11 protein-coding genes are annotated in these 25153 nt (G+C 60.5%); all 11 read left to right on the top strand.

Going from position 1 to position 25153, the window contains the following annotated elements; genetic code table 11:
- The first annotated feature begins 64 nt into the window (after positions 1-64).
- The 11 genes from BUS42_RS12395 (at position 65) to BUS42_RS12345 (ending at position 25073) form a co-directional block, all read left to right on the top strand.
- Entirely contained in the window at positions 65-1114 is a 1050-nt protein-coding gene (locus BUS42_RS12395; RefSeq protein ID WP_074307179.1) for a GDP-mannose 4,6-dehydratase, read from the top strand.
- Between the two features lie 313 nt (positions 1115-1427).
- On the top strand, positions 1428-4103 hold the full coding sequence (ppdK, locus tag BUS42_RS12390) for a pyruvate, phosphate dikinase (protein WP_074307178.1): 2676 nt from the start codon (positions 1428-1430) through the stop codon (positions 4101-4103).
- Positions 4104-5028: 925 nt separating this feature from the next.
- Complete coding sequence (locus BUS42_RS12385) at positions 5029-6759, top strand: GspE/PulE family protein (RefSeq protein WP_074307177.1); 1731 nt, start codon at positions 5029-5031, stop codon at positions 6757-6759.
- A 361-nt stretch (positions 6760-7120) separates the two neighbouring features.
- A complete protein-coding gene (locus BUS42_RS12380) occupies positions 7121-8242 on the top strand; it encodes a type IV pilus twitching motility protein PilT (protein ID WP_074307176.1) in 1122 nt (373 codons plus the stop codon).
- 269 nt (positions 8243-8511) lie between these two features.
- Positions 8512-10230 carry a GspE/PulE family protein gene (locus BUS42_RS12375; protein ID WP_074307175.1) on the top strand — a complete coding sequence of 573 codons (1719 nt, stop codon included), beginning with the start codon at positions 8512-8514 and terminating at the stop codon, positions 10228-10230.
- A 211-nt stretch (positions 10231-10441) separates the two neighbouring features.
- Entirely contained in the window at positions 10442-11692 is a 1251-nt protein-coding gene (locus BUS42_RS12370) for a type II secretion system F family protein (RefSeq protein WP_074307174.1), read from the top strand.
- Between the two features lie 189 nt (positions 11693-11881).
- Positions 11882-13093, top strand: a complete 1212-nt coding sequence (locus BUS42_RS12365) for a type II secretion system protein (RefSeq protein WP_074307173.1) — start codon at positions 11882-11884, stop codon at positions 13091-13093.
- A gap of 58 nt (positions 13094-13151) precedes the next feature.
- The gene (locus BUS42_RS12360; protein WP_074307172.1) at positions 13152-14876 is read left to right on the top strand and encodes a prepilin-type N-terminal cleavage/methylation domain-containing protein; all 1725 of its coding nucleotides are present in this window, start codon (positions 13152-13154) and stop codon (positions 14874-14876) included.
- Positions 14876-16261 carry a hypothetical protein gene (locus BUS42_RS12355; RefSeq protein ID WP_074307171.1) on the top strand — a complete coding sequence of 462 codons (1386 nt, stop codon included), beginning with the start codon at positions 14876-14878 and terminating at the stop codon, positions 16259-16261. The genes BUS42_RS12360 and BUS42_RS12355 overlap by 1 nt, the downstream gene beginning before the upstream one ends.
- Before the next feature lie 51 nt (positions 16262-16312).
- Positions 16313-18337, top strand: a complete 2025-nt coding sequence (locus tag BUS42_RS12350; RefSeq protein WP_074307170.1) for a type II secretion system protein — start codon at positions 16313-16315, stop codon at positions 18335-18337.
- A gap of 31 nt (positions 18338-18368) precedes the next feature.
- A complete protein-coding gene (locus tag BUS42_RS12345; protein WP_074307169.1) occupies positions 18369-25073 on the top strand; it encodes a hypothetical protein in 6705 nt (2234 codons plus the stop codon).
- Positions 25074-25153: the final 80 nt, after the last annotated feature.

The raw sequence follows: 25153 nt of genomic DNA, 5'->3' as shown, positions 1-25153 counted from the left end.
CGCATCCCTTCGCTCATGAGTTTTGTCCATCAGGCTGAGTTCGATGGAGCGCGGATGGCGAGGCATGCTTCGATTGGAATCCGTCGTCGAAAGGACACCGAGGGATGCGAGTCTTGATCACGGGGGGGCCGGCTTCATCGGCTCCCATCTCTGCGAGGCCTACCTTGAACGCGGCGACGAGGTCCTCGTTCTCGACGACCTTTCCACCGGCAGCATCGAAAACATTCGCCATCTCCGTAGCCATCCGCACTTCCACTACACGGTCGATAGCGTTCACAACCATCCGATCGTGGCGGAGCTCGTCGACCAGTGCGACGTGATCGTCCACCTGGCCGCGGCGGTCGGGGTCAAGCTGATCGTGGAGAGTCCGGTCCGGACGATCGAGACCAACGTCCACGGCACCGAGGTCGTGCTCGCCCACGCGAACAAGAAGAAGAAGAAGGTGCTGATCGCGTCGACCTCCGAGGTCTACGGGCTGAGCACCCAGGTTCCGTTCCGCGAGGACGGCAACCTCGTGATGGGGGCCACGAACAAAGGACGCTGGAGTTACGCCTGCTCGAAGGCGATCGACGAGTTTCTCGCCCTCGCCTACTGGCGTGAAAAGCAGTTACCCACGGTGGTCGTCCGCCTCTTCAACACGGTTGGGCCCCGTCAGGTCGGGCAATACGGCATGGTGATCCCGTCGTTCGTCAAGCAGGCGCTCGCGGGCCGGCCGATCACCGTCTTCGGCGACGGCACCCAGACTCGCTGTTTTGCTCATGTTGCCGACGTTGTTGCCGCCTTGGTGAAGCTTGTCGACCATCCCTCGGCCGTCGGCCAGGTGTACAACATCGGTTCCAGTGAAGAGATCTCGATCGGAGCGCTGGCGAACCTGGTCAAAACGCTGAGCGGCTCGAACTCGGAGATCGTGCACATCCCGTATGGGGAAGCCTACGAAGCGGGGTTCGAGGACATGCCTCGTCGTGTCCCCGACGTCTCCAAACTCAGCGCACTCATCGACTTCCGCCCGGAGCGGTCGCTCGAGTCGATCCTCGAGGCGGTTATCGCCTTCCACCGTGGCCTGTCCGCGAGCACCATCCCCCCTCAGGTCCGTTCAACCCAGAGCCAGGCCTAAACCGTTCCCTCCCTCTCACTCCCCCCCTCTGGGACGCCTTCGGTCCCAGGGGAGGAAGCCAAGCCAATGGAAGGGCAGGTGGGTGGCCGCGGCCCAGGACGGCCCCATTTCGCCGCTGGGAGCCGGGGCCTCTCGTGACGCTGTCCGCCGGCCACGAGGGCTGGGCTGGTCGCGTCTTGACGCTCAGATCTGGAATCGTTAATCTGTGTCGTTTCATGAGTTTACGAACAATCACGGTGCATCGCGCGGGCCTGGGAACGCACGTGGCGGTCACCGGGGGAATGTCGCAGCGACCGAGGAGCTTGTAAAACCGATGTCCGATTCGCAGAAGTTTGTTTATTCGTTTGGTGGTGGCAAGGCCGACGGCAAGGCAGAAATGAAGACCCTGCTCGGCGGCAAAGGGGCCAACCTGGCCGAGATGAGCGTGCTTGGAATTCCCGTCCCCCCGGGCTTCACGATCACCACCGAGGTCTGCGCTGCCTACTACGAGGGCGACAAGAAGCTGCCCGAAGCGGTGAAGCCGCAGGTTCAGGCCGCGATCGCGGAAATGGAGAAGCTGGTTGGCACCAAACTGGGTGATCCGGCCAACCCGCTGCTGGTCAGCGTTCGCTCGGGTGCCGCGCTGTCGATGCCCGGAATGATGAACACGATTTTGAACCTTGGCTTGTCCGACGCCGTCGTTGAGGGCATGGCCAAGAAGACGGGCAACCCCCGGTTCGCCTACGACGGCTATCGCCGCCTGATCGACATGTTCGGCTCGACCGCCATGGGCGTCGATCATGAGCACTTCGAGCACGAGCTCGAGGCGTTGAAGCAGGCCAAGGGGGTCAAGAACGACACCGACCTCAGCGCCGACGACTTGAAGGTCCTCGTCGAGAAGTACAAGGCCGTCTACAAGGCCCACACCGGCTCCGACTTCCCCCAAGACCCGATCGAGCAGCTCTGGGCGTCCATCATGGCCGTCTTCAATAGCTGGATGGGCAAGAAGGCCGTCGAGTACCGCCGGATCGAGCGGATCAGCGGACTGAAGGGGACCGCCGTCAACGTCCAGGCGATGGTCTTCGGCAACATGGGCAGCAACTCGGGCACCGGCGTCGCCTTCACCCGCGACCCGAACACAGGCGCCGACGAGTTCTACGGCGACTACCTGATCAACGCCCAGGGCGAAGACGTCGTCGCCGGCATCCGGACCCCCGAGCCGATCGCTCAGCTCGACCAGGAGATGCCCAAGGTCTACGAGCAACTGCTCGGGATCCGCAAGACGCTCGAGTCGCACTACAAGGAAATGCAGGACATCGAGTTCACCGTCCAGGACGGTACGCTCTACATGCTCCAGACCCGCTCCGGCAAGCGAACCGGCTCGGCGGCGGTCCGGATCGCGGTCGAAATGGTCAAGGAAGGTCTGATCGACCAGAAGACGGCCCTCCAGCGCGTCAACCCGGAGAGCCTGAACCACCTGCTCTTGCCTCAGCTCGACCCCAAGGCCAAGGATAAGCCGGTCGCGCAAGGCATTGCCGCCAGCCCGGGTGCGGCGTCCGGCAAGGTGGTCCTCTCGGCCGAGGCGGCCGTCGCCCATGCCGAAGCTCACCCCGACGTGAAGATCCTCCTCGTCCGCAAAGAGACGAGCCCCGAAGACGTCGCCGGCATGCACCTGGCGTCCGGGATCCTCACCTCGACCGGCGGCAAGGCGAGCCACGCCGCGGTCGTCGCCCGAGGCTGGGGCAAGCCCTGCGTCGTCGGCTGCGAAGCGGTCCGCATCGACGAGAAGACCGGAACCGTCCGGATCGGCGAGCACACGGTCAAGGCCGGTGACTACCTCACGATCAACGGCACGACCGGCGACGTCATGATCGGCCAGGTCGCCACGGTCGCCCCCTCGATCTCGGGACACTTCGCCGAATTGATGGAGTGGGCCGACAAGATCCGGACCTTGAAGGTCCGCACCAACGCCGATACGCCCATCGACTCGGCCAAGGCCCGCGAGTTCGGCGCTGAGGGGATTGGCCTCTGCCGGACCGAGCACATGTTCTTCGGCGATCAGCGGATCACCGCGATGCGGAAGATGATCGTCGCCGACGACGTCGAAGGGCGCAAGGCCGCCCTGGCCGAGCTCGAGCCGTTCCAGAAGGCGGACTTCGTCGGCATCTTCGAGGCGATGGACGGTCTCCCCGTGACCATCCGCCTCCTGGACCCGCCCTTGCACGAGTTCCTCCCCCACGACGACAAGGGGCAGGCCGAGGTCGCCAAGCAACTCGGCGTGACCGCCCAGAAGGTCAAGGACCGGGTCGAGCAGCTCCACGAGTTCAACCCGATGCTCGGGTTCCGCGGCTGCCGCCTGCCGATCGTCTACCCCGAGATCGGCGACATGCAGGTCCGCGCGATCATCGAGGCCGCCATCGAGGTCAAGAAGAAGGGGAAATCGGTCCTCCCCGAAATCATGATCCCCTTGGTCGGCACGGTCGAAGAGCTCGTCTTTGTCAAGACGCGCGCCATCGCCGAGGCCGAAGCGGTCATGAAGCAGGAGGGGACCAAGGTCGACTATCTGATCGGCACCATGATCGAGGTCCCTCGGGCCGCCCTGACCGCCGACAAGATCGCCGAGGAGGCCGAGTTCTTCTCGTTCGGCACCAACGACCTGACCCAGATGACGTTCGGCTTCAGCCGGGACGACATCAAGGGATTCATGCCGACCTACCTCCGCGAGAAGATCCTCCCGGTCGACCCGTTCCAGACCCTCGACGCCAACGGCGTGGGCCAGCTCATCGAGATCGGCGTCGCCAAGGGCCGCAAGGCGCGCAAGGAAAAGGCCGGCGAGCACCTCAAGGTCGGGATCTGCGGCGAGCACGGCGGCGACCCCGAGAGCGTCGCCTTCTGTCACGTTGTGGGCATGGACTACGTTTCCTGCTCCCCCTACCGCGTCCCCATCGCCCGGCTCGCGGCCGCCCAGGCCGTCCTGGCGGAAGGCAAGACGATTAGCCGCGATCGTTGATCACGTTTGAGCCTTCTCCACTTTTGTAATCCTCAAGGCCGTCCGAGCCCCGCTCGGCCGGCCTTTTTTTTCTCTGCCGCAAGGAAATCGGGCCGTCTGGCTGCCCCGGGGGCCGAAATTCGCGGGAGAAACTCGTTCCCACGGTCCCCCATGGGAATGCAGTCTTGGACGCTCTGCGTCCTCGGCTTGCGAGGGCCAGACGACGCTGAGCGTCGGGGATGGCATTCCCACGGGGGACCGCTATGCCTTACCCACAAGTTGAATCCGTCTAAAGGCTAAGCCAGAAGTAACATCGGGCAGAATTTGCTGATTTTTCCGAATTAAACGATTAATGATTTGACCGATCTGCGGCTGAATTCCTCGGCGTTTTTTGCCGTTCGCTACTGACGACTCCTCCCGGGCGACTCCGAAAGTCTTCGGTTTTAGAGACGCAATGCCTTGTCGGTTAGAAGATTGCGACTTGTGGGTAAGGCATAGCGGGGGACCGTGGGAACGAGGATGATTCCTCGCTCGATGGCGGGTCGTTGATTCACTTTGCCTTACCGGCTTGCCCCGACGTGGTCTAAATGCACGCGCCATGCCAATTGTCGGGATTGACGGGGTTTTACTTATTGGTGGCAGGCGGTCATGGCTCCATGATACGAGGCCTTCTTTTTCTCTCGGGGTTGCTTGTCGTCGTCGCAGGGCTGTGGTAACGTTGAATTTATCGATTTCGTCATCTCTTTCATGCGATCGACTTATGCTGGGTGCCGCCCGTACGTGACCCTCGACTTTTGACTGTTTGCGGATCCGACGTTCCCCCACACACAGACTTTCGCACGAACCCCCAAAGGTCAGGATCGCACGCCCTGGTCGCCCCTCCCAAAAGGGGCTGACTTCGGACATGCTCCCGACACGCTCGCTGGTTTTCCGGAGCCTCACTCCCATGGCGAAGCAAGGCCGAGAATGGACCGACATCCTGGTCAAGCGCGGTGTCATCGGACCCGATCAGATGCGGGAAGCGCAAGCGATGAATCACCTTCCCGTGGAGGAGGCGCTGGTCAAACTCGGCTATGCCGGGGTTGACGAGATCATGAAGGCCAAGGCCGAACAGCACGGCATGGCGTTCATCGAACTCCGCGAAATCGAGATCCCCCCGTCCGTGATCGAGTTGGTGCCCGAGTCGCTCGCCCGCGAAAACATCGTGATGCCCTTGTCGCAAGAAAGTGGCGCGATCAAGGTCATCATGCACGACCCCAACGCCTTCGAGACGATCGACAAGCTCCGCTTCGTCTTGAACCGCGAGATCGAGGTCGCCCTCGCCCCCAAAGAAGCGATCGTCGAGGCCATCAACCGCTACTACGGCGGCTCGTCGACCGAAACCGAGTCGGTCGACTCCATGCTCCAAGAGTTCACCGACACCGCCATCGACTTCTCCGAAGACGTCGGTAGCGGCAAGACGGGCAGCGGCACCATCGGCCTGGAAGAAGGCGACGCCCCGGTCATCCGGCTCGTCCACCTGATCATCCAGGAAGCCGTGAACATGCGCGCTTCGGATATCCACATCGAGCCGTTCGCCGACCGCGTCCGGATCCGCTACCGGATCGACGGCGTCTGCATGGAACGTGACTCTCCGCCCAAGCGACTCCACGGCTCGATCGTCAGCCGTATCAAGATCATGGGCTCGATGGACATCGCCGAGAAGCGCCGGCCCCAGGACGGCCGAATCAAAATGCACGCCGCCGGCAAGGACATCGACTTGCGGGTCAGCGTCCTCCCCACCAGCCACGGCCAGTCCGTCGTCATGCGGATCCTCGACCGCGAAAACATCAAGGTCGGCCTCCGCGACCTCGGGTTCGGCGAAGAGGACTGGAAACGGTTCTCAGGGATGATCAAACGCCCCAACGGGATTTTGCTCGTCACCGGACCCACCGGCTCCGGCAAGACCACCACCCTCTACGCCGCACTCAACGAACTGAACCGACCGGACGTGAAAATCATCACGGCCGAAGACCCGGTCGAATACTACCTGCCAGGCGTCAACCAGTGCGAGGTCCGCGCCAAGATCGGGATGACGTTTGCACGCATCATTCGAGCCATGCTCCGACAGAACCCGAACATCCTCCTGGTCGGCGAAATCCGCGACGAAGAGACCGCCAACACCGCGATTCAGGCCTCGCTGACGGGACACTTGGTTTTTAGTACATTACACACGAACGATGCGCCCAGCGCTGTAACGAGACTGGTCGATATCGGGGTGCAGCCGTTCCTCGTGGCCAGTTCGGTCATGGCGATCATGGCGCAACGTTTGGTCCGCAAAGTCTGTCCCAAATGTCGGGTTCGCTACGAGCCCCCCGCGCACGTTTTGCAGGGGATCGGGCTCAAGCCCGAGATCGCCAAGAAGGCCAACTTCATGAAGGGCAAGGGGTGCACCCACTGCAATAAATCGGGGTACCGCGGCCGCATGGGGATCTACGAGCTGTTGACCATGACCAGCCAGATCCGCGACATGACGTTCAAGGGCGATTCCACCCAGAATCTCCGCAGAATGGCCCGAAAACAGGGGATGCGCACCCTCTTCGAGGACGGTATGGTCAAGGCCCTCAAGGGGCTCACCACCATCGACGAGATCATGCGGATCACCCAGCACGACAGCGCGGCCGCTCCCACGAAATGACCCCGCGCGCCCTCCCTCCGGGGAAGGCGCGAGCGTTGTGGGGACGACCGGAAACGGGGGGGACCGCGGCGGCGTTGGACGTCGCCGCCGACCGCGTTTTCGGTCCCCCAAACGACCCTTTTTCGCGCAACGCGGCGGGTCGGACCGACGCCCTTCCCTTGATTCGGGCGCCGGAATACTGGAATAATGACCGTGGCGGAAGGGTGAGTTGCGATCGCCGTAAAGCCCTGAACCCTGGCTCTTATTTCGGTGGACACCTGGTTGTTGAGACTTAGTCAAGACCCCCTGGATTGCGGACGGGCCACCTGGCCCGAGCCGGGGGCGAGCTCCACCGAGGCGATTCGGGAGGGTTGATACGGCGATGGGTACGCTGCTCATTGATAAGCTGTTGCAGACGGTGGTCCAGCAGAAGGCCAGCGACTTGCACTTGACCGTGGGGAGCCAGCCGATGCTCCGACTCCATGGTCACATGCGCCCGCTGGCGACCAAGGTCCTCGAGTCGGCCGACACCTCCGCGCTCATGAAGAGCATCACCCCTGAACGCTGCCAGCAGGAGCTTCAGGAAGTGGGTGGGTGCGACTTCGGGTTCGCCTTCGGTGAGATGGCCCGGTTCCGCGTCGCCGTCTTCAAACAGCGCGGCAATATCGGGCTGGTGCTCCGGCGGATCCCGAACGAGTTCCTCACGTTCCAGCAGCTCGGTCTGCCGGCGGTGATGGAAGACCTGATCACCCGGCCGCGTGGCCTGATCCTCGTGACCGGGCCGACCGGCTCGGGCAAGACGACCAGCCTCGCGAGCATGATCAACTGGATCAACGATAACCTCGACCGCCACATCATCACGATCGAAGACCCGATCGAGTACTTCCACAAGCACAAGAAGTCGCTGGTCAATCAGCGCGAGATCGGCATCGACGTCCCCGACTTCCCCGAGGCGATCCGACGCGCCTTGCGGATGGACCCCGACTGTATCCTCGTCGGCGAAATGCGTGACCTGGCGACGATCTCGGCCGCCGTCACCGCCGCCGAAACCGGCCACATCGTCTTCGGCACCCTGCACACCAACTCGGCCGAAGGTACGGTGAACCGAATCATCGACGTGTTCCCCAAGGAGCAGCAGGACCAGATCCGCACCCAACTCTCGGTCGCGATCATCGGCGTGCTCGCCCAGGCCCTCGTGCCTCGCAAACCCAAGGGACTGGTCGCCGCCTACGAGATGCTCGTCGTCACGCCGGCAATCTCCAACCTGATCCGCGAAAACAAGACGTACCGCATCGACTCGTCGATCCAGACCGGGCGCAAGCACGGCATGATCTTGCTCGACGACAGCCTCTTCAACCTCTGGCGCCAAGGGCTGGTTGAAGAAGAGGAACTGTACGTCAAGGCTCGCAAGGTCAACGAGCTCCGCGAACGGGTCGAAAACGCCAAGAAGGGAGTCTTCGACGACGAAGAAGACGCCGACGAAGACACCGATCCCAAGAAATAATCAAAAAAATCCGAGGGCGTGTCACGTCGCTCGGACTGATCCGTATGTTGTTGGGTTGTTGTGGGTTGCGGCGGACCGACGTCCTTCCTCCCAGGGGAGCCTCGCTCCCGACCGTGGTCCGTCGCCGTCTCGCTCGCGATTTGCTGGCTCGGCCCGTTCTGGGCCGGGCCTTCGTCCGAACGTTTCTTAACGCATCAAAACAATCCGGTCCGAATTCGTTTTCGGGGCGTGGCCCATCGGGGCTGCTTCGGAGAGGGTGGGATTGATTCATGGCACGCCGACTCGGTCAGATCCTGGTGGACATGGGCTACCTCGACGAGGAGAAGCTCTGGTCGTTGCTTGAAGAGCAGAAACGTTCGAGCAATGAGCTGATCGGCAAGGTGGCGATCCGGCTTGGCTTGGTCAAGGAAGAACATGTCCTCAAAGCGCTCGGTGAACAACTGGGCATGAAGGTCATGAAGCTCGCCGAGGCGACGATCCCGTCGGAGCTCACCGAGCTGGTCAACGAGACCATGGCCACGGCGTTCAAGGTGGTGCCGGTCTCGCAGAACAAGAAGGACAAGAGCGTCACCGTCGCGATGGCGGAACCGCAGAACCCGTCGACGCTCGACAGCATTCGCCAGTTCCTCGGGGTCGAGGTCAAGGGGGCGATCGCCACCGAGGCCGACGTGATGGCCGCCATCGAACGGCTCTACGCCGGCCACCAAGAGTCGATCGAGGACGTCGTCAAGCAGATCGAGTCGGACAAGGGCCTGTCGCAGTATTCCAACCGGAACCAGAACACGATCGACCTCGAGGCGATCGAGGAGATGGCCGACGCCGCGCCGGTGCGGAAACTGTTGAACATGGTTTTGCTCCTGTCGATCAAGGACAAGGCGTCCGACATCCACTTCGAGCCGTTCGAGGAAGAGTACAAGATGCGTTATCGGGTGGACGGCGTGCTCTACGAGCTCGTGCCGCCCCCGCGCCACCTTGCGCCCGCGATCGCGAGCCGCATCAAAGTCATGGCGAACCTCGATATCGCCGAACGGCGCCTCCCCCAGGACGGTCGAATTGAGCTCGCCATCGGCGGCAACTCGGTCGACATCCGGGTCTCCACCTTGCCGACGCTCTTCGGTGAAAGCGTGGTCCTCCGGATCCTCGACCGGACGGTCGTGCAGCTCGACCTGAACAAGATCGGCATGCCGGCCGACACGCTCGTCCAGTGGCGCGAGCTCTGCCACCGTCCCAACGGGATCGTCCTGGTGACCGGGCCGACCTCGTCGGGCAAGACGACCACGCTCTACGCTACGCTCAACGAGCTCAACGAGGTGACCGAGAAGATCATCACCACGGAAGAGCCGGTCGAGTACGACATCGACGGCCTGATCCAGGTGCCGATCAACAGCGAAATCGGCGTGACCTTCGCCGCCTGCCTGCGGGCGATCCTCCGCCAGGACCCGGATAAGATCCTGGTCGGCGAGACCCGCGACCTCGAGACCGCCGAGATCGCGATTCAGGCCTCGCTCACCGGGCACGTCGTGTTCACGACCTTGCACACCAACGACGCCCCGTCGGCGATCACCCGGCTCCGCGACATGGGGCTGCCGACCTTCTTGATCACGGCGACGATTCAAGGCGTGCTGGCGCAACGGCTCGTCCGGAAGATCTGCACCAACTGCCGGACCGAGTTCCAGCCCAGCCAGGAGGTCGCCATGGAGCTGGGGATGACCACCTCGGAGGCGACGACCAAGAAGTTCTTCTACGGCAAAGGGTGCGACCGGTGCAACAACACCGGCTACAAGGGCCGCATGGGGGTCTACGAGCTGCTCATCATGAATGACGTGCTCCGGGAGATGGTCGTGGCCGAGACCTCGCTCGACGACTTCCGAGGCGCCTGTCGCAAGTACGGCATGCGGACGCTCCGCGAGTCGGGCCTGTACGCGATCCATTCCGGCCTGACTTCGGTCGAGGAAATTCTTCGCGAAACCATGCTCGACGAGGTCTGACCGCGGGCGAACCCCTCGCGTCCGGCGAACCGGTCGAAATCCCGCGGGGCGAGGGAACGAAACCGGGCGCGGCGGAGTCGAAGTAGGGCGGCCTTCGGGGCCGCCGGATCCGCGAGCAAGAATAGGTATGTGAACGTGTCCGGCCTTCATCGCCTTCGAGATCTTTCCTCCGCGAGACACGAGAGCCACTCTTCGAGACAGGGGAACGACGATGCCAACCTATTCGTATGAGGCGATGGATCACACGGGGCGCGAGGTCAAGGATACGATCAATGCCTCGACCCAGGAAGAAGCGCAGCAACTGATCCGCCAAAAGGGCTTCTTCGTCACCAAGATCTCGGAGCGCTCGGAAAAGAAGGCGAAGAAGACGGCCGCCAAGAAGAAGGGCGGCAAGAAGGGCAAGAAGAAGTCGTTCACGATCGGCAAGATCAGCACCAAGCAGCTCTGTACGTTCACCCGTCAGCTCTCGACCCTGCAGGACGCCGGTCTGCCGATCTTGCGGAGCTTGCGGATCCTGGAAGGTCAGTGCAAGCCGGGCGTGCTCAAGAACGCGCTCAGCGAGGTGGTCGAGGATATCGAGAGCGGCCAGACCCTCTCCGAAGCGTTCGCCAAGCACCCCAAGGCGTTCGACAAGCTCTACTGCAACATGATCAAGGCCGGTGAGGCGGGCGGTGCCCTCGAGGCGATCCTGCAGCGTCTGGCGGACTTCAAGGAAAAGAGCCAGACGCTCAAACGTCGAATCAAGTCGGCGATGGTCTATCCGATCGTCGTCATCTTCGTCGCGTGCGTGATCGTCGGCTTCATTCTTTACTTCATCATCCCCAAGTTTGAAGCGATCTTCGACGACTTCGGCGTGCCCCTGCCGGCGATGACCGTGTTCCTGATCGAGGCCAGCCACTTCCTCATCAAGTACTTCTATATCGTCTTCCTCACGCCCCTCTTTATCTGGATCTTCTTGAAGCTGCTCTACCGCAACAAGACGGGGGCGTACGTCTGCGACCGGATCTTGCTGATGATTCCGGTCATGGGCCAGATCGTCGAGAAGTCGACCGTGGCGCGGACGATGCGGACCCTGGGCACCCTGGTCCAGTCGGGCGTACCGATCCTCGAGTCGCTGAGCATCGTGAAGGAAACGGCGGGCAACGCCGTGTTCGAGCGGGCGTTCACCCGAATTTATGACAGCATTCGTGAAGGTGAATCGATTTCCCAGCCGCTCCGCGAGTCACGAGTGGTCGACGACATCGTTGTCAATATGATCGACGTCGGTGAAGAGACCGGCGACCTTGACACGATGCTCAACAAGATCGCCGACAACTACGAGGAAGAGGTTGAGGCCCTGGTCGACAGCCTCGTGAGCCTGCTCGAGCCGATCATGATCGTGACCTTGGGCGGCATCGTCGGCTTCATCGTCATCGCCTTGTTCTTGCCCTTGGTGACCCTGATTACCAAACTCTCGGGCTGAGCCGCGACTCTGGCCCGATCGCGAAAACAACGAGAACGCACGCCGGTCGGATCGACCGCACCCACCGGCCCGCGCTCTCGGTGCAGCCCGACCGGCGGAATGATGGCAAGTTATCTAGTGATGTCGAAGTGAGAAACGACGGCACGACCTTGAGATCAACAGCGACCCCGTGACCCGGAGACTGACCCGATGAGAAGACGGACGCGCTCGAACGCCCCCAACCCCCGGCTCGGCTTCACCATGATCGAGCTCCTCGTCGTCATCGTGATTCTCGGCATGCTGGTCGGCCTGCTGGTTCCGGCTGTGATGCGTGCCGTGAGCACCGCCAAGGATGCGGCGGTCGCCGCCGAAATCCGGGCCATGGGGCAGGCCCTTGCTGATTTTAAATCAAAGTATGGCGAGTACCCGCCGAGTCGAATTATCGTGAGTGAGAATGGTGACTATTCCTCGGTCACGTTTCCCGTCACTTCTCCTCCCACTCCCGCGACTCAACTCGTTCCGCGGACGCTGAGCTATTTTCGAAGATTTTGGCCGCGAATGCAATTCAACACATCGGGGGCGGCGGGGGCAGCGTCTGGTCTCACCGCGACCAACTTCTATGATATCAACGGTAATGGAAACATCGATTCTCCCTATGTTTTGACCGGTCCTGAGTGTCTCGTGCTGTTTCTTGGGGGAGTAGCCCAATCGGCCAGTGGTGGCCAAGGATGGTCGGTCATCGGATTCTCTAAGAATCCCACCAACCCGTTCCAAAATTCCGTGATGTCTTCGAATCGAACGGTTCCGCTGTTCGAGTTCACCGGCTCCCGGCTGGTTGGCAATACGCGGAATCCTTCAACGTCGGGTTCGTTCCCCGGTTATGTTGATACGATGGGATCGCCCCGTGAACTCCGGTTGTATTGCTACTTCTCTGCGTATGGCGGGGCTGGCTACGATCCTGATGACGTCAATTTTGATGAGAGTAACTCGTCTGAAAATTTCAGCCCGATCAAAGGCGGATTCAAGGCGTCGAACGCAGCAACGCCATCGACTTACCCCCCCGTCGGGAACCTCATTTCCTCGCCAGCCCCGAATCCGTACACGACCGACCCGCCGGTGCCCACGAATGGGACGGGAAACTCGTCGGGCGCTGCGAAATCTCCCGCCTGGCAAAACGCATTGACGTACCAGATCATCTCTGCGGGAAACGATGGCCTCTTTGGGATCGGCGGTCAGTACTTGGCCAATGGGAATGAACGGCTGCCTTTCGTCGACGGGTCAGGCGCCTACACCGCGAACTCGTTGCAGACCTGGCAGGCCAATGTGGATGTCACTTCCCAGCCGATTGCTAGTATTGGGACAGATGTGCGGGCGCGAGAGAAGGATAACGTGACCAATTTCTCGCCTGGCAAGCTCGACTAATCGGGAGTAGAGGCGTTACCTGTCACGTTGCGAATGGGTTGGGGAAGAGGAGGGCTGCATGCGAATTCAGGAACGGCAACATCCGAGGTCAGGCTTCACACTGGTCGAGATCCTCGTCGTTTTGGCCATCATCCTCCTGGCGTCGCTCGTGGCGATTCCCACGCTCGTGACGACTCTCAATGGTCGCCAGATCACCGATGCGGCCCGGATTTTCACGGGATCGCTCGTTGGGATTCGGGATTCCGCGGCCAGGTATAACTCCCCCCGGGGGATGCGACTGCTGCCCGATCCTACGCTGACGATTCCGGCACCGGGCCAGCCAGGAGCCGGTTCGCTGCAACTCTGCTACAACCGGATGATTCCGATCGAGCCAGCGGGAGACTTCTCCCAAGGCATGGTCTCGATCGGGCCCCAATTGCAAAACGCAATATCTCAGACTGGCTTTCCTCCAGCCTATGCGTTTCCCGATCAGGCGAATATCGCCGGGGGAACGTATCTGTTCCCGAACTCTCCTACTCCGCCCTACGTGCTCATGATCGAGGAGTCGCCGTTTGCTGGAGGTTTCGTCACTCCACTCGGTCAGCCGAATTCCCCAACAAACTGGTACTGGACAATCCGGGTGGGAGACAAGATCAAGATCGGCGGGTCGGGTCGAGCCTACACGATCGTCGGTCCTTGCACGATCAACCCGTGGGCGTCGGCCGCGAGCGGCTTTCAGGGCAATCCCGAATTGTTCGTGAACGTCGGGCCGCCAGGCACAACGACCCCACTTGAGCGGACCTACTACACGCCAACGGTTGGTCCTCCGGCTGGATTCGCAATTGCGACGAAGGCCCGTCCTGAATTCCTGTTCCTCGTCAACGGCGAAGATGACGACAAAGACGGGTACGTTGACGAGGGGTTCGACGGCCAAAACAACAACAAAATTTCGCCGCCGAACAAACCTGTCGGCACAATCGACGGCAGGTTGCCCACGGATAACTTGTTCACGGACGAGCCATTCGAGTGGGAACCGGAAGCGTGGAGTGGCTCCCTTGCGGCGAACATTCTCATTGATGCACCGGCAATCGCGTCAACGAATTCTCCGTCCGTCGATTGGGTAACCAGCAAGTTCCAGCAGGGAACGCATGATGTTCCCTACATCATCCAGCGACGCCCCGTCCCGAGTTCAGGCGCACGAGAGATTGTGCTTCCGGCCGGCATGGTAATTGACGCGACAACCTGGAACACCACGCAGGAGCGGTCTCGGATTCCAATTGAGCCTGGTTCGCTCTATTGCGATGTGATGGTGGATACGAGTGGCCATTACATTCCAACGACTCAGTATTCTGCACCGACGTCGGCCGATCCTCTCCCGTTCCTTCACTTCTGGCTTACGGATCGGAACGATGTTTATCCTCGAGGCTCCATCTGGGGAAGGACCGGGAGCACCCCTAATCAAAACCCCAGCGATCCCACGACGGGAGTTTACACCTACTACGAGCTCCCGATGACTACGGATGCGCTCGCAGCCGATACCACGAACGCGGGTTTTGACGTGGCGGGACCTGGGAATTACCCGCCGTCCGGTACGCCGACAGCCCCGGTGCTCAAGTACGATCGTCGTCTTGTGACAATGTTCACGACAAACGGCCTAGTCGTCACAAACACGATCGAGTCAGTCCCCCGCCTATTCATTACTGGTGCGACTCAACAGCCTCTCGTGTTTGGTGAAGGGTTCAAGACGTCTGACGTTGGCTATCCCTTTCTGAAGGCTCAACAGGGACTGAGGGAGGCTCGATAATGATCCTGCGCAAGCCGCGAGAGCGGACGGGCATCACGTTGACCGAGATCTTGATCTCGATCCTGATCCTGGGCATTGGGATGGTCTCCTTGGCCACCCTTTTCCCACTCGGCATGCTCAGGCTTCGCGACGCCAACCGACTCTCTCGCTCGGGTACTCTGACCGAGTCGGCCACGGGCGACCTGGAAGCGCGTGATCTTCTGAACAAGCAATCGTTCCTGAACTCGAACCACAGCCCTTGGTATACGCTACCGGCCTATACGCCTTGGCCCTACGATCCGTGGGTCCAGGACACGTCGAGTTTCAGGGCCGACCCGATCACTACGGGCGGGGCATACCGTGGGAACGGATCATATGACCCGCTCCTGCAAAACGCGCCACCCCACAACGTGAAGCCACCGAACGGATTCGTGCCCGGCCCCGGACTTCCCGTTGCCTACGATCCGCTCTACCGGCAACAGACTGGCGTCTATCCCGGTGTGGCGGGTGGTCCGGAGGCCCGGTTCGCGTCCGGCATTGGCGTCGTTCGGAATGATCCCAACGGCGTCAACAGTACCAATCCGAGTGCCCACGGGCTCCAACGGCTCACGAACTTCAGCCCGTTCCTACCCGTGTGGAACCCCTACTCGAATGCCGTTCCCGACATTTTCGTGTCGCCTGAAGATATCGTTCTTCAGTCGGAGAAGGGAACGTCGACGAGCGCGGGAGTCTTCAGCCCGATCGTCCCTGACCTCTCGATGGGGACCAATGCCGTCACCGGCATGTTGGCTCCGCAGAACGATTGGAAGTATTCGTGGATGTTCACTGGTCAGCAGGCCGACTGTACGAATGGCTCGGTCTTCGTCGGTGACATCGTCATCTTCGAGAACCGGCCCTTCGGGGTCGACTCCGGGGTTGTAGCGGGCGAGACTGTTGTCGAAGCGATCTTTGGCTACACAAGCAACGTGAAAGGTGCCACGGCCACCGCAACGCGAGGGTATGGGCTGACTGCGAACCGCGCCGTGCTCCTCCGCTGGCCTGTTTCGATGGTGGACCCTGAGATTCGTGTCGGGAACTGGATCGCGGACGTTACATACGAGCGAAGTGCGGCTGAGGACCTCCAGCGAAGGTATACGAGTCCGTCGGGCGGGAGTGCGGGGAACTACTACCCCTACCAACGGTGCTTCTGGTATCAGATCGCCAAACGGACCCAGGCAGCATCGGCCGTGAATTCCTTTGCCGGCGATGCGGCTGCGGGCATGCGAGAGATGACGGTTTGGGTAAGCACTCCGTTGCGGGCATTCACCCTCCTTAACACGTCCGATGGCTCTCCTTATCACGTCAATGCAGCCTTGGTGTCGCCCTACGTTATCAACGTATTTCCAAGGACGATCTACACGCGCTGAGCACCGGCTGGCGCCGCCGCCAGTGAGTCCGCTTCGAGGGAGAGTTCCGTCATGCGTAACCGATTCCCGCGCCCATGTTCGCCGCGTCGAGGCGTGACCCTCATCGAGATGCTCGTCGCCGTGATGTTGCTGGTCCTGATGATGACCGTGATCGTCACGATCTTCACCTCGGCGACAGGTGCGGTCTCGGGGCTGCAAGTATTCCACCAACTCGACGGCGATCTCCGTCAGCTCGACATCACGATCCGCACCGATCTCAATGGGCTTACTGCAAAGGTAACCCCGCCGATCAATCCCAACGACAACCTTGGCTATCTCGAGATCGGCGAGAACGCTTTCGCCGACCTCCAGAACGAGGACACCGACGACTACATTCGGTTCACCGCCAAGGCTCCTGATGGACAGCCATTCAAGGGTCGGATCTGGTTGGGCGCGACCAACACCACGGCAAATCAGCCTGTGTTGATGACGAGCCAGTATGCCGAGATCATCTACTTTCTCCGAAACGGCAACCTCTATCGCCGCGTTTTCCTCGTTGCCCCTGAGAAGCAGGATGCGGTGAATACCGCGTGGAAGAACGCGACGTCCGGCGGGACCTTGCCGCTCGCGTTTTATCCGTCCATTTTCGGCGGCACCCTCAGCACGAGTTGGCTGGGGGTGAACGACCTTTCGGCCCGCCCCTCGGCTACGGGCGTCCCAGGCAGCATGTCGACTCTCTATCCGATCCAGCTTAACACGCTTGGCGATTTGACAAACCGTCAGAACCGCGCCTTCTATCAACGTTATGGGAACGACTTTACCAACAATCTGGGAGTGGCGGGGGGCGACGGCATTGCGGACGATAATAACCCTGACGCGGTCCCGAACATCGTCGGTGACGGGGTCACCGACTATCCTCCGACGCTCTACTACGGCATGCCCGCCTCCTCACTGCTGTTTGAAGCCACGACGGCGGCTCGGGTTGCCTCGACCGAAACTCTGGCGTTCCCTTACTTGTTTCCAGGAGCCTATTCAGTCCCCGACTCCTCGGCTTACTCCGGTTCGCTGACTGGCTCGGGATGGATTCATTCCACTGACCCCAGTCCCAATCCAGCGTTCGCCAACGCGCTAGACCAACTCTCCCGGATCAATCACTCGCCACTCGCGAGCGGTGATAGCCTGAATCCACCTGCATCGACGAGTACTCAGACCTGGTGGGGGTTTCCGACTTGGCGTGAGACGATGCTACCCCGCTGGACTGACCCGAGTGTCCAGGTGAGCTCCGGCAGTCAACCCGATGGTCTTCATCCATTCGTTGCCACTGCTAATCCAGCGGCCGGCGCCAATGCTACGAACATGGGTTTGAATTTTCTACCGCCGATGACCTCTGCCTATCGTGTTACACCTCAGGATTATACCGACGGTCTTGGAACAGCATTGACCGGCACATCAAGTTCTCTCTGGCTCTCATGCTGGGATGACGACTTGATTATGACAGGTGTGCGAAGCTTTGACATCAAGGTCTTCGATAATTCCTTTCCTGGCTATGTCGACCTGGGGTGGGGAGACGACCTGAGGCTCCAACCTATCACGTCACCCACCGGGGCTGCGAAGACCTTCCTTAGCCAGGCGAACGGAGCCCAGTTCACTACTCAGACCTTGCCTGTGACTTACTGGAATACCGGAGCGTTCGATACTCTGACGCAAACCTTCGCTCATGAAGGCCGCATGCCGCCGCTCTACAATGATCTCCGGATTGATGCCCAGTTTCCGAATCCGTTCTATCCAGCGATTACTTATCCGCTTGTCTCAAGTACCTACAACGGAAACGTGGGCGACGCCAACGCGGCCGTGATGCGGTTGAGGCGAGTTTGGGATAGCTGGTCGACCGACTACACCCGGGTTCCTGCCACGGGGTTCGATCCGACGACGAAGTTGCCGGTGGGTCCTCCCTGGTCACCGCCGATTTACCCGTCCTATCCGGCACCCTATCCGGCGCCGATGCGTGGAATCCAGATCCAGATCCGGGTGGTTGACCCCCGGAACGAACGAGTCAAGACGTTGACAATCCGTCAAGATTTCAGCGAAAAGCTGTGATCGAATCGAGAGGGAAAGGGGATCTCCTCCCATGTTTGCTACCTTCCCACGGACTCGCATCCAGCGCCGGGGTGTTGTCCTGATCTTGGTTCTCGGCATGCTTGGCCTACTGGCGCTGATCGGCGTGACGTTCGCGACGTTCAGCGGCCAGGTCAAGGTCAACTCCCGGAACTTCTCGCAGGCCCAGAACTGGCCCGAGTCCTCAGAGATGATGGACTATGCGCTGGCTCAACTGATCGATGATACCGACAACCCTCAGTCGGCAATCCGGGGGCATAGCCTCAAGAATGACATGTACGGCAATGATGCGAGATACAACTCGGCGTTGTCGAGCAATCCGGCGAACGGGGTACCCTTCCAGATCACTGCGGTCACTCCGATACCTACCACGGTTCCTCCATCTACGTTCGTTAATGTTCTTGATGTTGATGGGACATCTCATCAAGTCGCTGTGGATGGGTTGATCCAGATCGCCACGAACATCGCCGCACCTGAACCCGCGCTTTATGGGTATAACTTCACGCGATGGATCATGAAGTTCCCTCCCGTGGTGGACAACGCCGCGACCCCTGTCGCCGCCTACTACGTCGGAGAGACTCATGAGATTTTGGCTGATGTCAATATATCTGGACTTCGAGTTTTCTACGTCGCCCCGCACGACAATTCCTATGGATCGACCACTGACGTGATGCCCACGCCAGTGGTGCCGACGGAAGCACCGGTGGCGCCCACTTATTTCTCTCAAGCACCGACAATTCCGTACCCCCTTCCCGTCTCGTTCCCGGCTGGCTCGTATACGCCGGACGGCACACCTACGAATCCTCCGATCCAGAACTATAATTATTACAACTACAACTATGTAAGTAATGCCGTGACTACGGGGCCTGGGCAAAGCACGCTGATCGGGCTCAACTGGCGATATACGAATAGGAATGCGGCTAGTCTGCCGGCCAATTTCACGCTCGACGGCCGTTTTCTCCATGCGTTCAACGGGCCGGGAGTTTCGGCTCTCAACCCTGTGCTGAGCGATCTCACGCTCAATCTTGCCGCGGCCGATGCCGCGGCCCTGTCCAACCGAGGAATGGCTCAGTTCGGGAATTTTCGGACCAACGGGAACATCCTCGCGGGCAACTTTGCGACGAACCCATTCCAGACGTCGTCGGCTTACGGCTCGCCCACCAACCTTGGTTGCGGGATGGATGAGGACTACGACGCTTGCGATCTCGAGAACTGGTTCCTCGCCATGCAGAGCGGCGACAGCCAGATCATGATCCCGTCGTTCCACCGCCCTGGGATTCTTGTTTACGACTCCATAGTAAAGGATCCGATCACAGGCGTGGCTCCGTACGATGACTGGAAGAGCAAGAACGTCTTCTCGGCGTCGAAGATTCTCCGTCCTCGGGCTGTGGATGGGCACGACGCCAACACCTTCAAACCGCTTTATCCCAACGCGAGTGGGAAAATCACCTATGACGTGGATAACGATGGTGACGGCACGACCGACTCCGTCTGGCTTGACCTCGGTTATCCCCCACGACGGAATACGGATGGGCGATTGTTTAAGCCGTTGTTCGCGTTCATGATCATCGGTTTGAATGGCCGGATTCCGCTTAATACCGCGGGTAACCTTCAGCTCCGTACGCTCCTTGATCCTGTGACGGGAACGTATGGCTTGCCGATGGGAGCGCACGCGTCAAGCAAGGGGTTCTCACCTTCGGAGATCGACCCGACTTATGCGCTTCAAAATGCGTTCATTGAGGGTTCGACGGGGACGACGGCGCTTTATGCTCCGCTCGATAACGCAGGAACGAGTGTTGCGGGTAGGCTGACCGCCCCAGGGGTCTATCTCGCCGGTGACAACTCGGACAACTCCGGTGCTTACACCAATAGCCAGTGGTGGGGGAATGCCGGGGTGCCGGTCAGTCTGACTCAACTGCGCAACCTTCTGGCGGGAACTCGCTCGCCGGCCGTATACAAGAATGCGATGGGAATCGACGTCCCGCTCAGCGATGACCAGAATTTCGTCGTAGTCAACGGCAAGCCGATGTACTTGCCTAACGGTGTCATGGACATCGCGGATGTGATTCATACTGGTCCGCCTCCCTATTCCACAACGACAAGCGATCCGATCGCCGGCCGTTGGGGCGAGCCGGCCGACCAGCCGATCGCATTGACGGGGCCTGCCGTGGCTTCGACGGTGCCACAACTCCCGGGTTGGCCCTTTCTGCCGCCGACCTACTACTATCAAAACCAGGTCCGCGCGGGGGTCTCGGGCCAGTGGGTTGGCACCGCACCTCGGTACGGTGACGCCCGCGACGACAACTACAACGCGTTCGACTGGTATCCGTCCAATTTGACGGGTGCCACGACTCCGACGAATAGCGTTGGAGGGGCCGTGATCACTACGCTCGGCGAAAATGCCGACTTCCTGGATCCGAGCGGTTCGTTGGCGCTTCCGGTGGAGCGTCTGCGTCGGTTCGTGACCCCGATCGACGTCATGGGGGACGGACTTGTCAATAACTTCAAGACGCCTGTTGGCACGACTGTTACGCTTCCCATTGGGGCCGACGACTACGGGCGCGTCGCCTTTCTCAAGCATTTCCGTCCACCCGGACTGTTGCTGGCGACACCGCCTGGACTAGCTCTGCCGACTGCGCCCTTGGTGGCGACCGCGCCGGGGACGCCGACGAGTTTCATCTGGTATCCTTACGGCAGCAACTCCTACTGGGAACAGGGCATCGGAAAACCCGCCCCTCCCCTGAATAAGACCCCCGTGAGTGGTCAGATCGTTCCGGTGGATTTGACCAACAATCTTTACCGTGGTTTTGAATCGTACCGAAGGCCGCTCATCCCCGCCGGGCTTAGCACGGTCCTGATGGGAGGGATGCCGTCCAACAATATTCCGCCGCTGAGCCCGCCGAATGATCCCTGGGTTCCGACTTACGATCAGTTTGTCAACACAAGTAATTCGTCGGCAAATCTCAACGAAGCCGATGAGATGCAGTTGTACAATCCCCACCCGGCGGACCAGCCGTTCGGTGCGGCCGACCTGGAGTGGCTTTATCGTCAGCAAGACACCGACGGGGTGTCATTGGCGAGCCGGTTGAAGGACCTGGCCCCGGTCAGTTTCACGAATCCGAGAGACGGGAGTCGCCGTCGTCGCCTCTTCTCCATCGAGAGTTGGGAACCCACCAACTTCGTCTGGGCGCACGACAATCCGGCGAACGACCTGGAATGGCCGACCGTCACTTCGGTCAACGCCCCATATGGTAACACCTGGTTTTATGCCTCGCCGAAAACGTTGGCTTCATCGTCCATCGTGTACCCGTCGATGGAGAACGCCAACCTCAGCACCGAGAGCTTTCTCAGGAGTCAGAGGGCGACGTTCTACGACGCGAATGCCGCAAGCACGGCCTACACAGTTCCGCGGAAACTTCCGTCGTTGGCGCATCGCGATCGTAAGATCAACCTCAACTTCCCACTGCCGATCTCGAACCGCTACGACGAACCGGTCCGGCAAAAGTGGATTCGCGAGACTTATCAACTGCTCAAGCAAATTCTTCCCCCCAAGGCGGTCGATACGCCTGAAGAGCTTGCCCAACTGAGCCAGTACGTGGTCAACATCATCGACTTCCGCGATCCCGATGGCACGGCGACCCGGTTCGTCAATACCGACGTTTACTACACGAAGGCCGCTGTGGCGACTCCGGGCCCGACGCAAGGCCCGGCGACCTTGGCGTTCACACCGTCGGGAGGAGTCGGTAACGCCTCGCTCGGGCCGCCGTGGCGTACGAATCCGACCAGCACGCCTCCCCCCGACTATTCGCCGCTCTACGACAACGTGAACTCGCCATACCTCGTCCAGTACGGCATGGAGTACAACCCGGTCGCTATTACCGAGGTTCTCGCCCTCAACTACACCTCGAAGACCACGGGGGCATTGGCGCCGCGGATGTGGGTCGAGCTTGCCAACACGCTCACGGTCCCGGCCGCCGGCCCCATGTCCGACCCGACGGCCTGTAACCTGAGTCTCGACGGCTGGGATTTCATTATCCTTCCCGACGACCCCACCGGTCGTCCCGACCCGTTCACGGGACAGCTCCCGCTCACGACATTGCCGCAGACCATCATCCCTCCCGCGTCGATTCAGGGTGTCACGACTTCAGATCAGCAAATCATGAGTGGGATCACGGTCGATCCTGGTGGACTCACCACTCCGATCCCTGCCATTCCTGCCTCGGGCACTCCCACCGGCTACTTGATTCAAGACAGGGCGCCCAACGCCGATGATTCGATTACGAAGGCGGCCGATGCGACCATCGACCTGGTCGGGAAGACGATGTTGACGTCGGCCACCCCTGGTCAGTTTTACTGGCTCTATCTCCGTCGTCCGGCGAACCCGTTCGATACGACCTACGATCCCGCTCGTCCCAATGAGAACCGGGTGGTCGTCGACGCCTTTCGATTTATCTATAACACTTCGAAGGGCGTGGGCTCGCCCCCGGGCGATACAGTGACCGGGTCTCCGGCCGCTGGTGATCTCTTTTCGATGCAGCGGTTGCAACCGTTCCGGGGTGGCCACGCAGTGGCACCGATCCCGGCGTTGGCTCCGGGGGTTGCGCCGAATTATTGTTTGACTGCTTACGGTTACTCCGAGCAGACCTCGCGTGCTACGAGCGCTGCAAACAGTGTCAAAATGAAATACGGTATGGCGGACCTCACGGGAGACATCTATAACACGCTCGGAACGGTGGCTGGGGGTGCGACCAACGACTATGACTGGGAGTATTTCCAGTTCAACGACCGCGACTTCACCAGTGTGGCCGAACTTCTGATGGTTCCCGGGTGTCCTCCCGGACTGTTCACCAAGCAATTCGTGGAAGTCTCCTCTAACCTTGTGGGCGTTCCACCTCTCGTGACCCCTCCCCTGGCTGGCTTCTTGACGGGTATGGAGACATTGCCATCCGTCTACAAGAAGCCGACAACGGCCCCAGCGGCTGGTAGCCCTCTGCCGCCACCCGTGGGTACTGCGATGATGACGGCTCCGACGACGTCTCAGCCGCGTACCTTCCCCTATCTCATGGACGAATTCTTCTACACGGCACAGTCGGAACCCGCTCCCCCCTATCTGCCGACCGCGGCCACTGTGCCGGTGGCTGGGCAGTGGCCCGATCCCGCGTCCGGACCGGCGCCGATCCATCAACCTTCCAATTTCAATCCCAGCTTCCCCATCACCGCCGTGGGCACGCCCGATCCCCTCCTCTCTGCAATTCCGCATTACATCGGGGGGCCGAGTCAAGCCGGTTGGTTCCGGATGTTCGAGTTCCTCGACGTTCCCAGCCCGGCCAATGGCTCGATTGGTACGGTCGCGCAGGGGACGAACTACGACTGGGCCCGACAGGATCTCAAGCCCGGCCTACTCAATATCAACCTGATCGCGGACGAAGAAGTCTTCTTCTCCGTGATGAGCGAGTCGTGGCTGAAAACCCTGGGGTACGTTCGTAACATCGCCGCAGCCCCCTACTCACCGGGCCAGGAAGACCTGGACAACATGGGGGACACTCGCCTTAACGTTCAACAGATCTCGGATGCGAACACGCCCCTCGCGGTGACCCAGGTCAATTTCTATGGTACGCCAACTAGCACCGTTCAGATGGCGAATCAGGGTTTCATGGCGCTCGACCCGCTCCTGAGCTTTACTAACGGGGTACCGTACTTCGGCAACCGGATGAAGGCCGCGTTCAGCGACTTCCTCAAGTTGAGGCATGGCGGCTCGGGCTACCTGTTTGCTCACCAGTCCGGCAACGTGGGCGATCCCAACACGACGTTGAGCACCACGCAGTTGGCGGCGGAGCGCCCGTACCACTCGTTTGCGTATCCAGATATCAATTATACTCTGATGCGGCCAGCCACCCTTCCGCCGACGACTTCGACCCCCTACGCTCCTTGGTTGCCGTCGTGGGCGAAATACGTGGCCAACCGCGACCAGTTCGACGCACTGGCGCCTTTCCCGACCTACATCGGTGATCCGGGCGTGAAGAATCCTTACCTCTTTACGCAAAACAACCCGGTACAGCCCCCACCGATTCCGCCTCGACGTCTGTTCCAACTCCCCGATGTCTGGGGCAACATTGCGATTGGTATGCCCCCGGCCGGCGGGTTGACGATCTATCCGTCGAACGCGTCCCCTTGGATGACCGCCTACCCAGTGGGTGGAACAAAAGTATTCTCGGGTGATCCGTACATCAACTGGCAGAACCCGAATAGTACCTCGATCGTGACCAATAACCTCGTGAATGTCGTGAGCGACATCTCGGCGTACCCAAGCACGGCGCTCCCAAATATCCTGCTGGGCGTCCCAACCCCTGCGGTCGTTCCGAACTTCTACCTGGGAGCGAATACCACGGGGGCCCAGAATGACAACCGCCAGCACCCTGCTTTCCGGTACGACTGGTTGCACAAAGTCACAAATTTGACAACCGTCCGTACCCACCAGTACGCGGTCTGGATTACCGTCGGATTTTTTGAGGTCACCAAGCAAGGGGATCCGGCGTTGGGCAACACCGCTCCTGATCTCGCTCACGATCATCTTGGAGCGGAGCTGAATATCCAGAACGGTACGAACATCCGTTACCGCTCGTTCTTTATCATCGATCGCACCCGCGCGGTGGGCTTCAGCCCGCAGGCGCCGGGGAACTTCCGCGAGTGCATTGTCTATCGCCAGCCAATCGAATGATCGATTGACAACCTGTCGAGGTGGGTGCCGCCTGCGGATGGCGTTCGGCGGCACTTGCCAGGTTGGAAATGGGAAGTCCC

The sequence above is a fragment of the Singulisphaera sp. GP187 genome (assembly GCF_900129635.1).
Lineage (GTDB): Bacteria > Planctomycetota > Planctomycetia > Isosphaerales > Isosphaeraceae > Singulisphaera.
Note: the sequence above shows the minus strand (reverse complement) of the source record. Positions and strands in the feature narration are given on the sequence as shown.

What these genes read in the sequence shown, in the direction of transcription:
- BUS42_RS12350 (WP_074307170.1), top strand. Translation starts at nt 16,313, where the DNA reads ATGCGTAACCGATTCCCGCGCCCATGTTCGCCGCGTCGAGGCGTGACC.
- BUS42_RS12375 (WP_074307175.1), top strand. Translation starts at nt 8,512, where the DNA reads ATGGCACGCCGACTCGGTCAGATCCTGGTGGACATGGGCTACCTCGAC.
- BUS42_RS12370 (WP_074307174.1), top strand. Translation starts at nt 10,442, where the DNA reads ATGCCAACCTATTCGTATGAGGCGATGGATCACACGGGGCGCGAGGTC.
- BUS42_RS12345 (WP_074307169.1), top strand. Translation starts at nt 18,369, where the DNA reads ATGTTTGCTACCTTCCCACGGACTCGCATCCAGCGCCGGGGTGTTGTC.
- BUS42_RS12360 (WP_074307172.1), top strand. Translation starts at nt 13,152, where the DNA reads ATGCGAATTCAGGAACGGCAACATCCGAGGTCAGGCTTCACACTGGTC.
- BUS42_RS12395 (WP_074307179.1), top strand. Translation starts at nt 65, where the DNA reads ATGCTTCGATTGGAATCCGTCGTCGAAAGGACACCGAGGGATGCGAGT.
- ppdK (WP_074307178.1), top strand. Translation starts at nt 1,428, where the DNA reads ATGTCCGATTCGCAGAAGTTTGTTTATTCGTTTGGTGGTGGCAAGGCC.
- BUS42_RS12380 (WP_074307176.1), top strand. Translation starts at nt 7,121, where the DNA reads ATGGGTACGCTGCTCATTGATAAGCTGTTGCAGACGGTGGTCCAGCAG.
- BUS42_RS12355 (WP_074307171.1), top strand. Translation starts at nt 14,876, where the DNA reads ATGATCCTGCGCAAGCCGCGAGAGCGGACGGGCATCACGTTGACCGAG.
- BUS42_RS12365 (WP_074307173.1), top strand. Translation starts at nt 11,882, where the DNA reads ATGAGAAGACGGACGCGCTCGAACGCCCCCAACCCCCGGCTCGGCTTC.
- BUS42_RS12385 (WP_074307177.1), top strand. Translation starts at nt 5,029, where the DNA reads ATGGCGAAGCAAGGCCGAGAATGGACCGACATCCTGGTCAAGCGCGGT.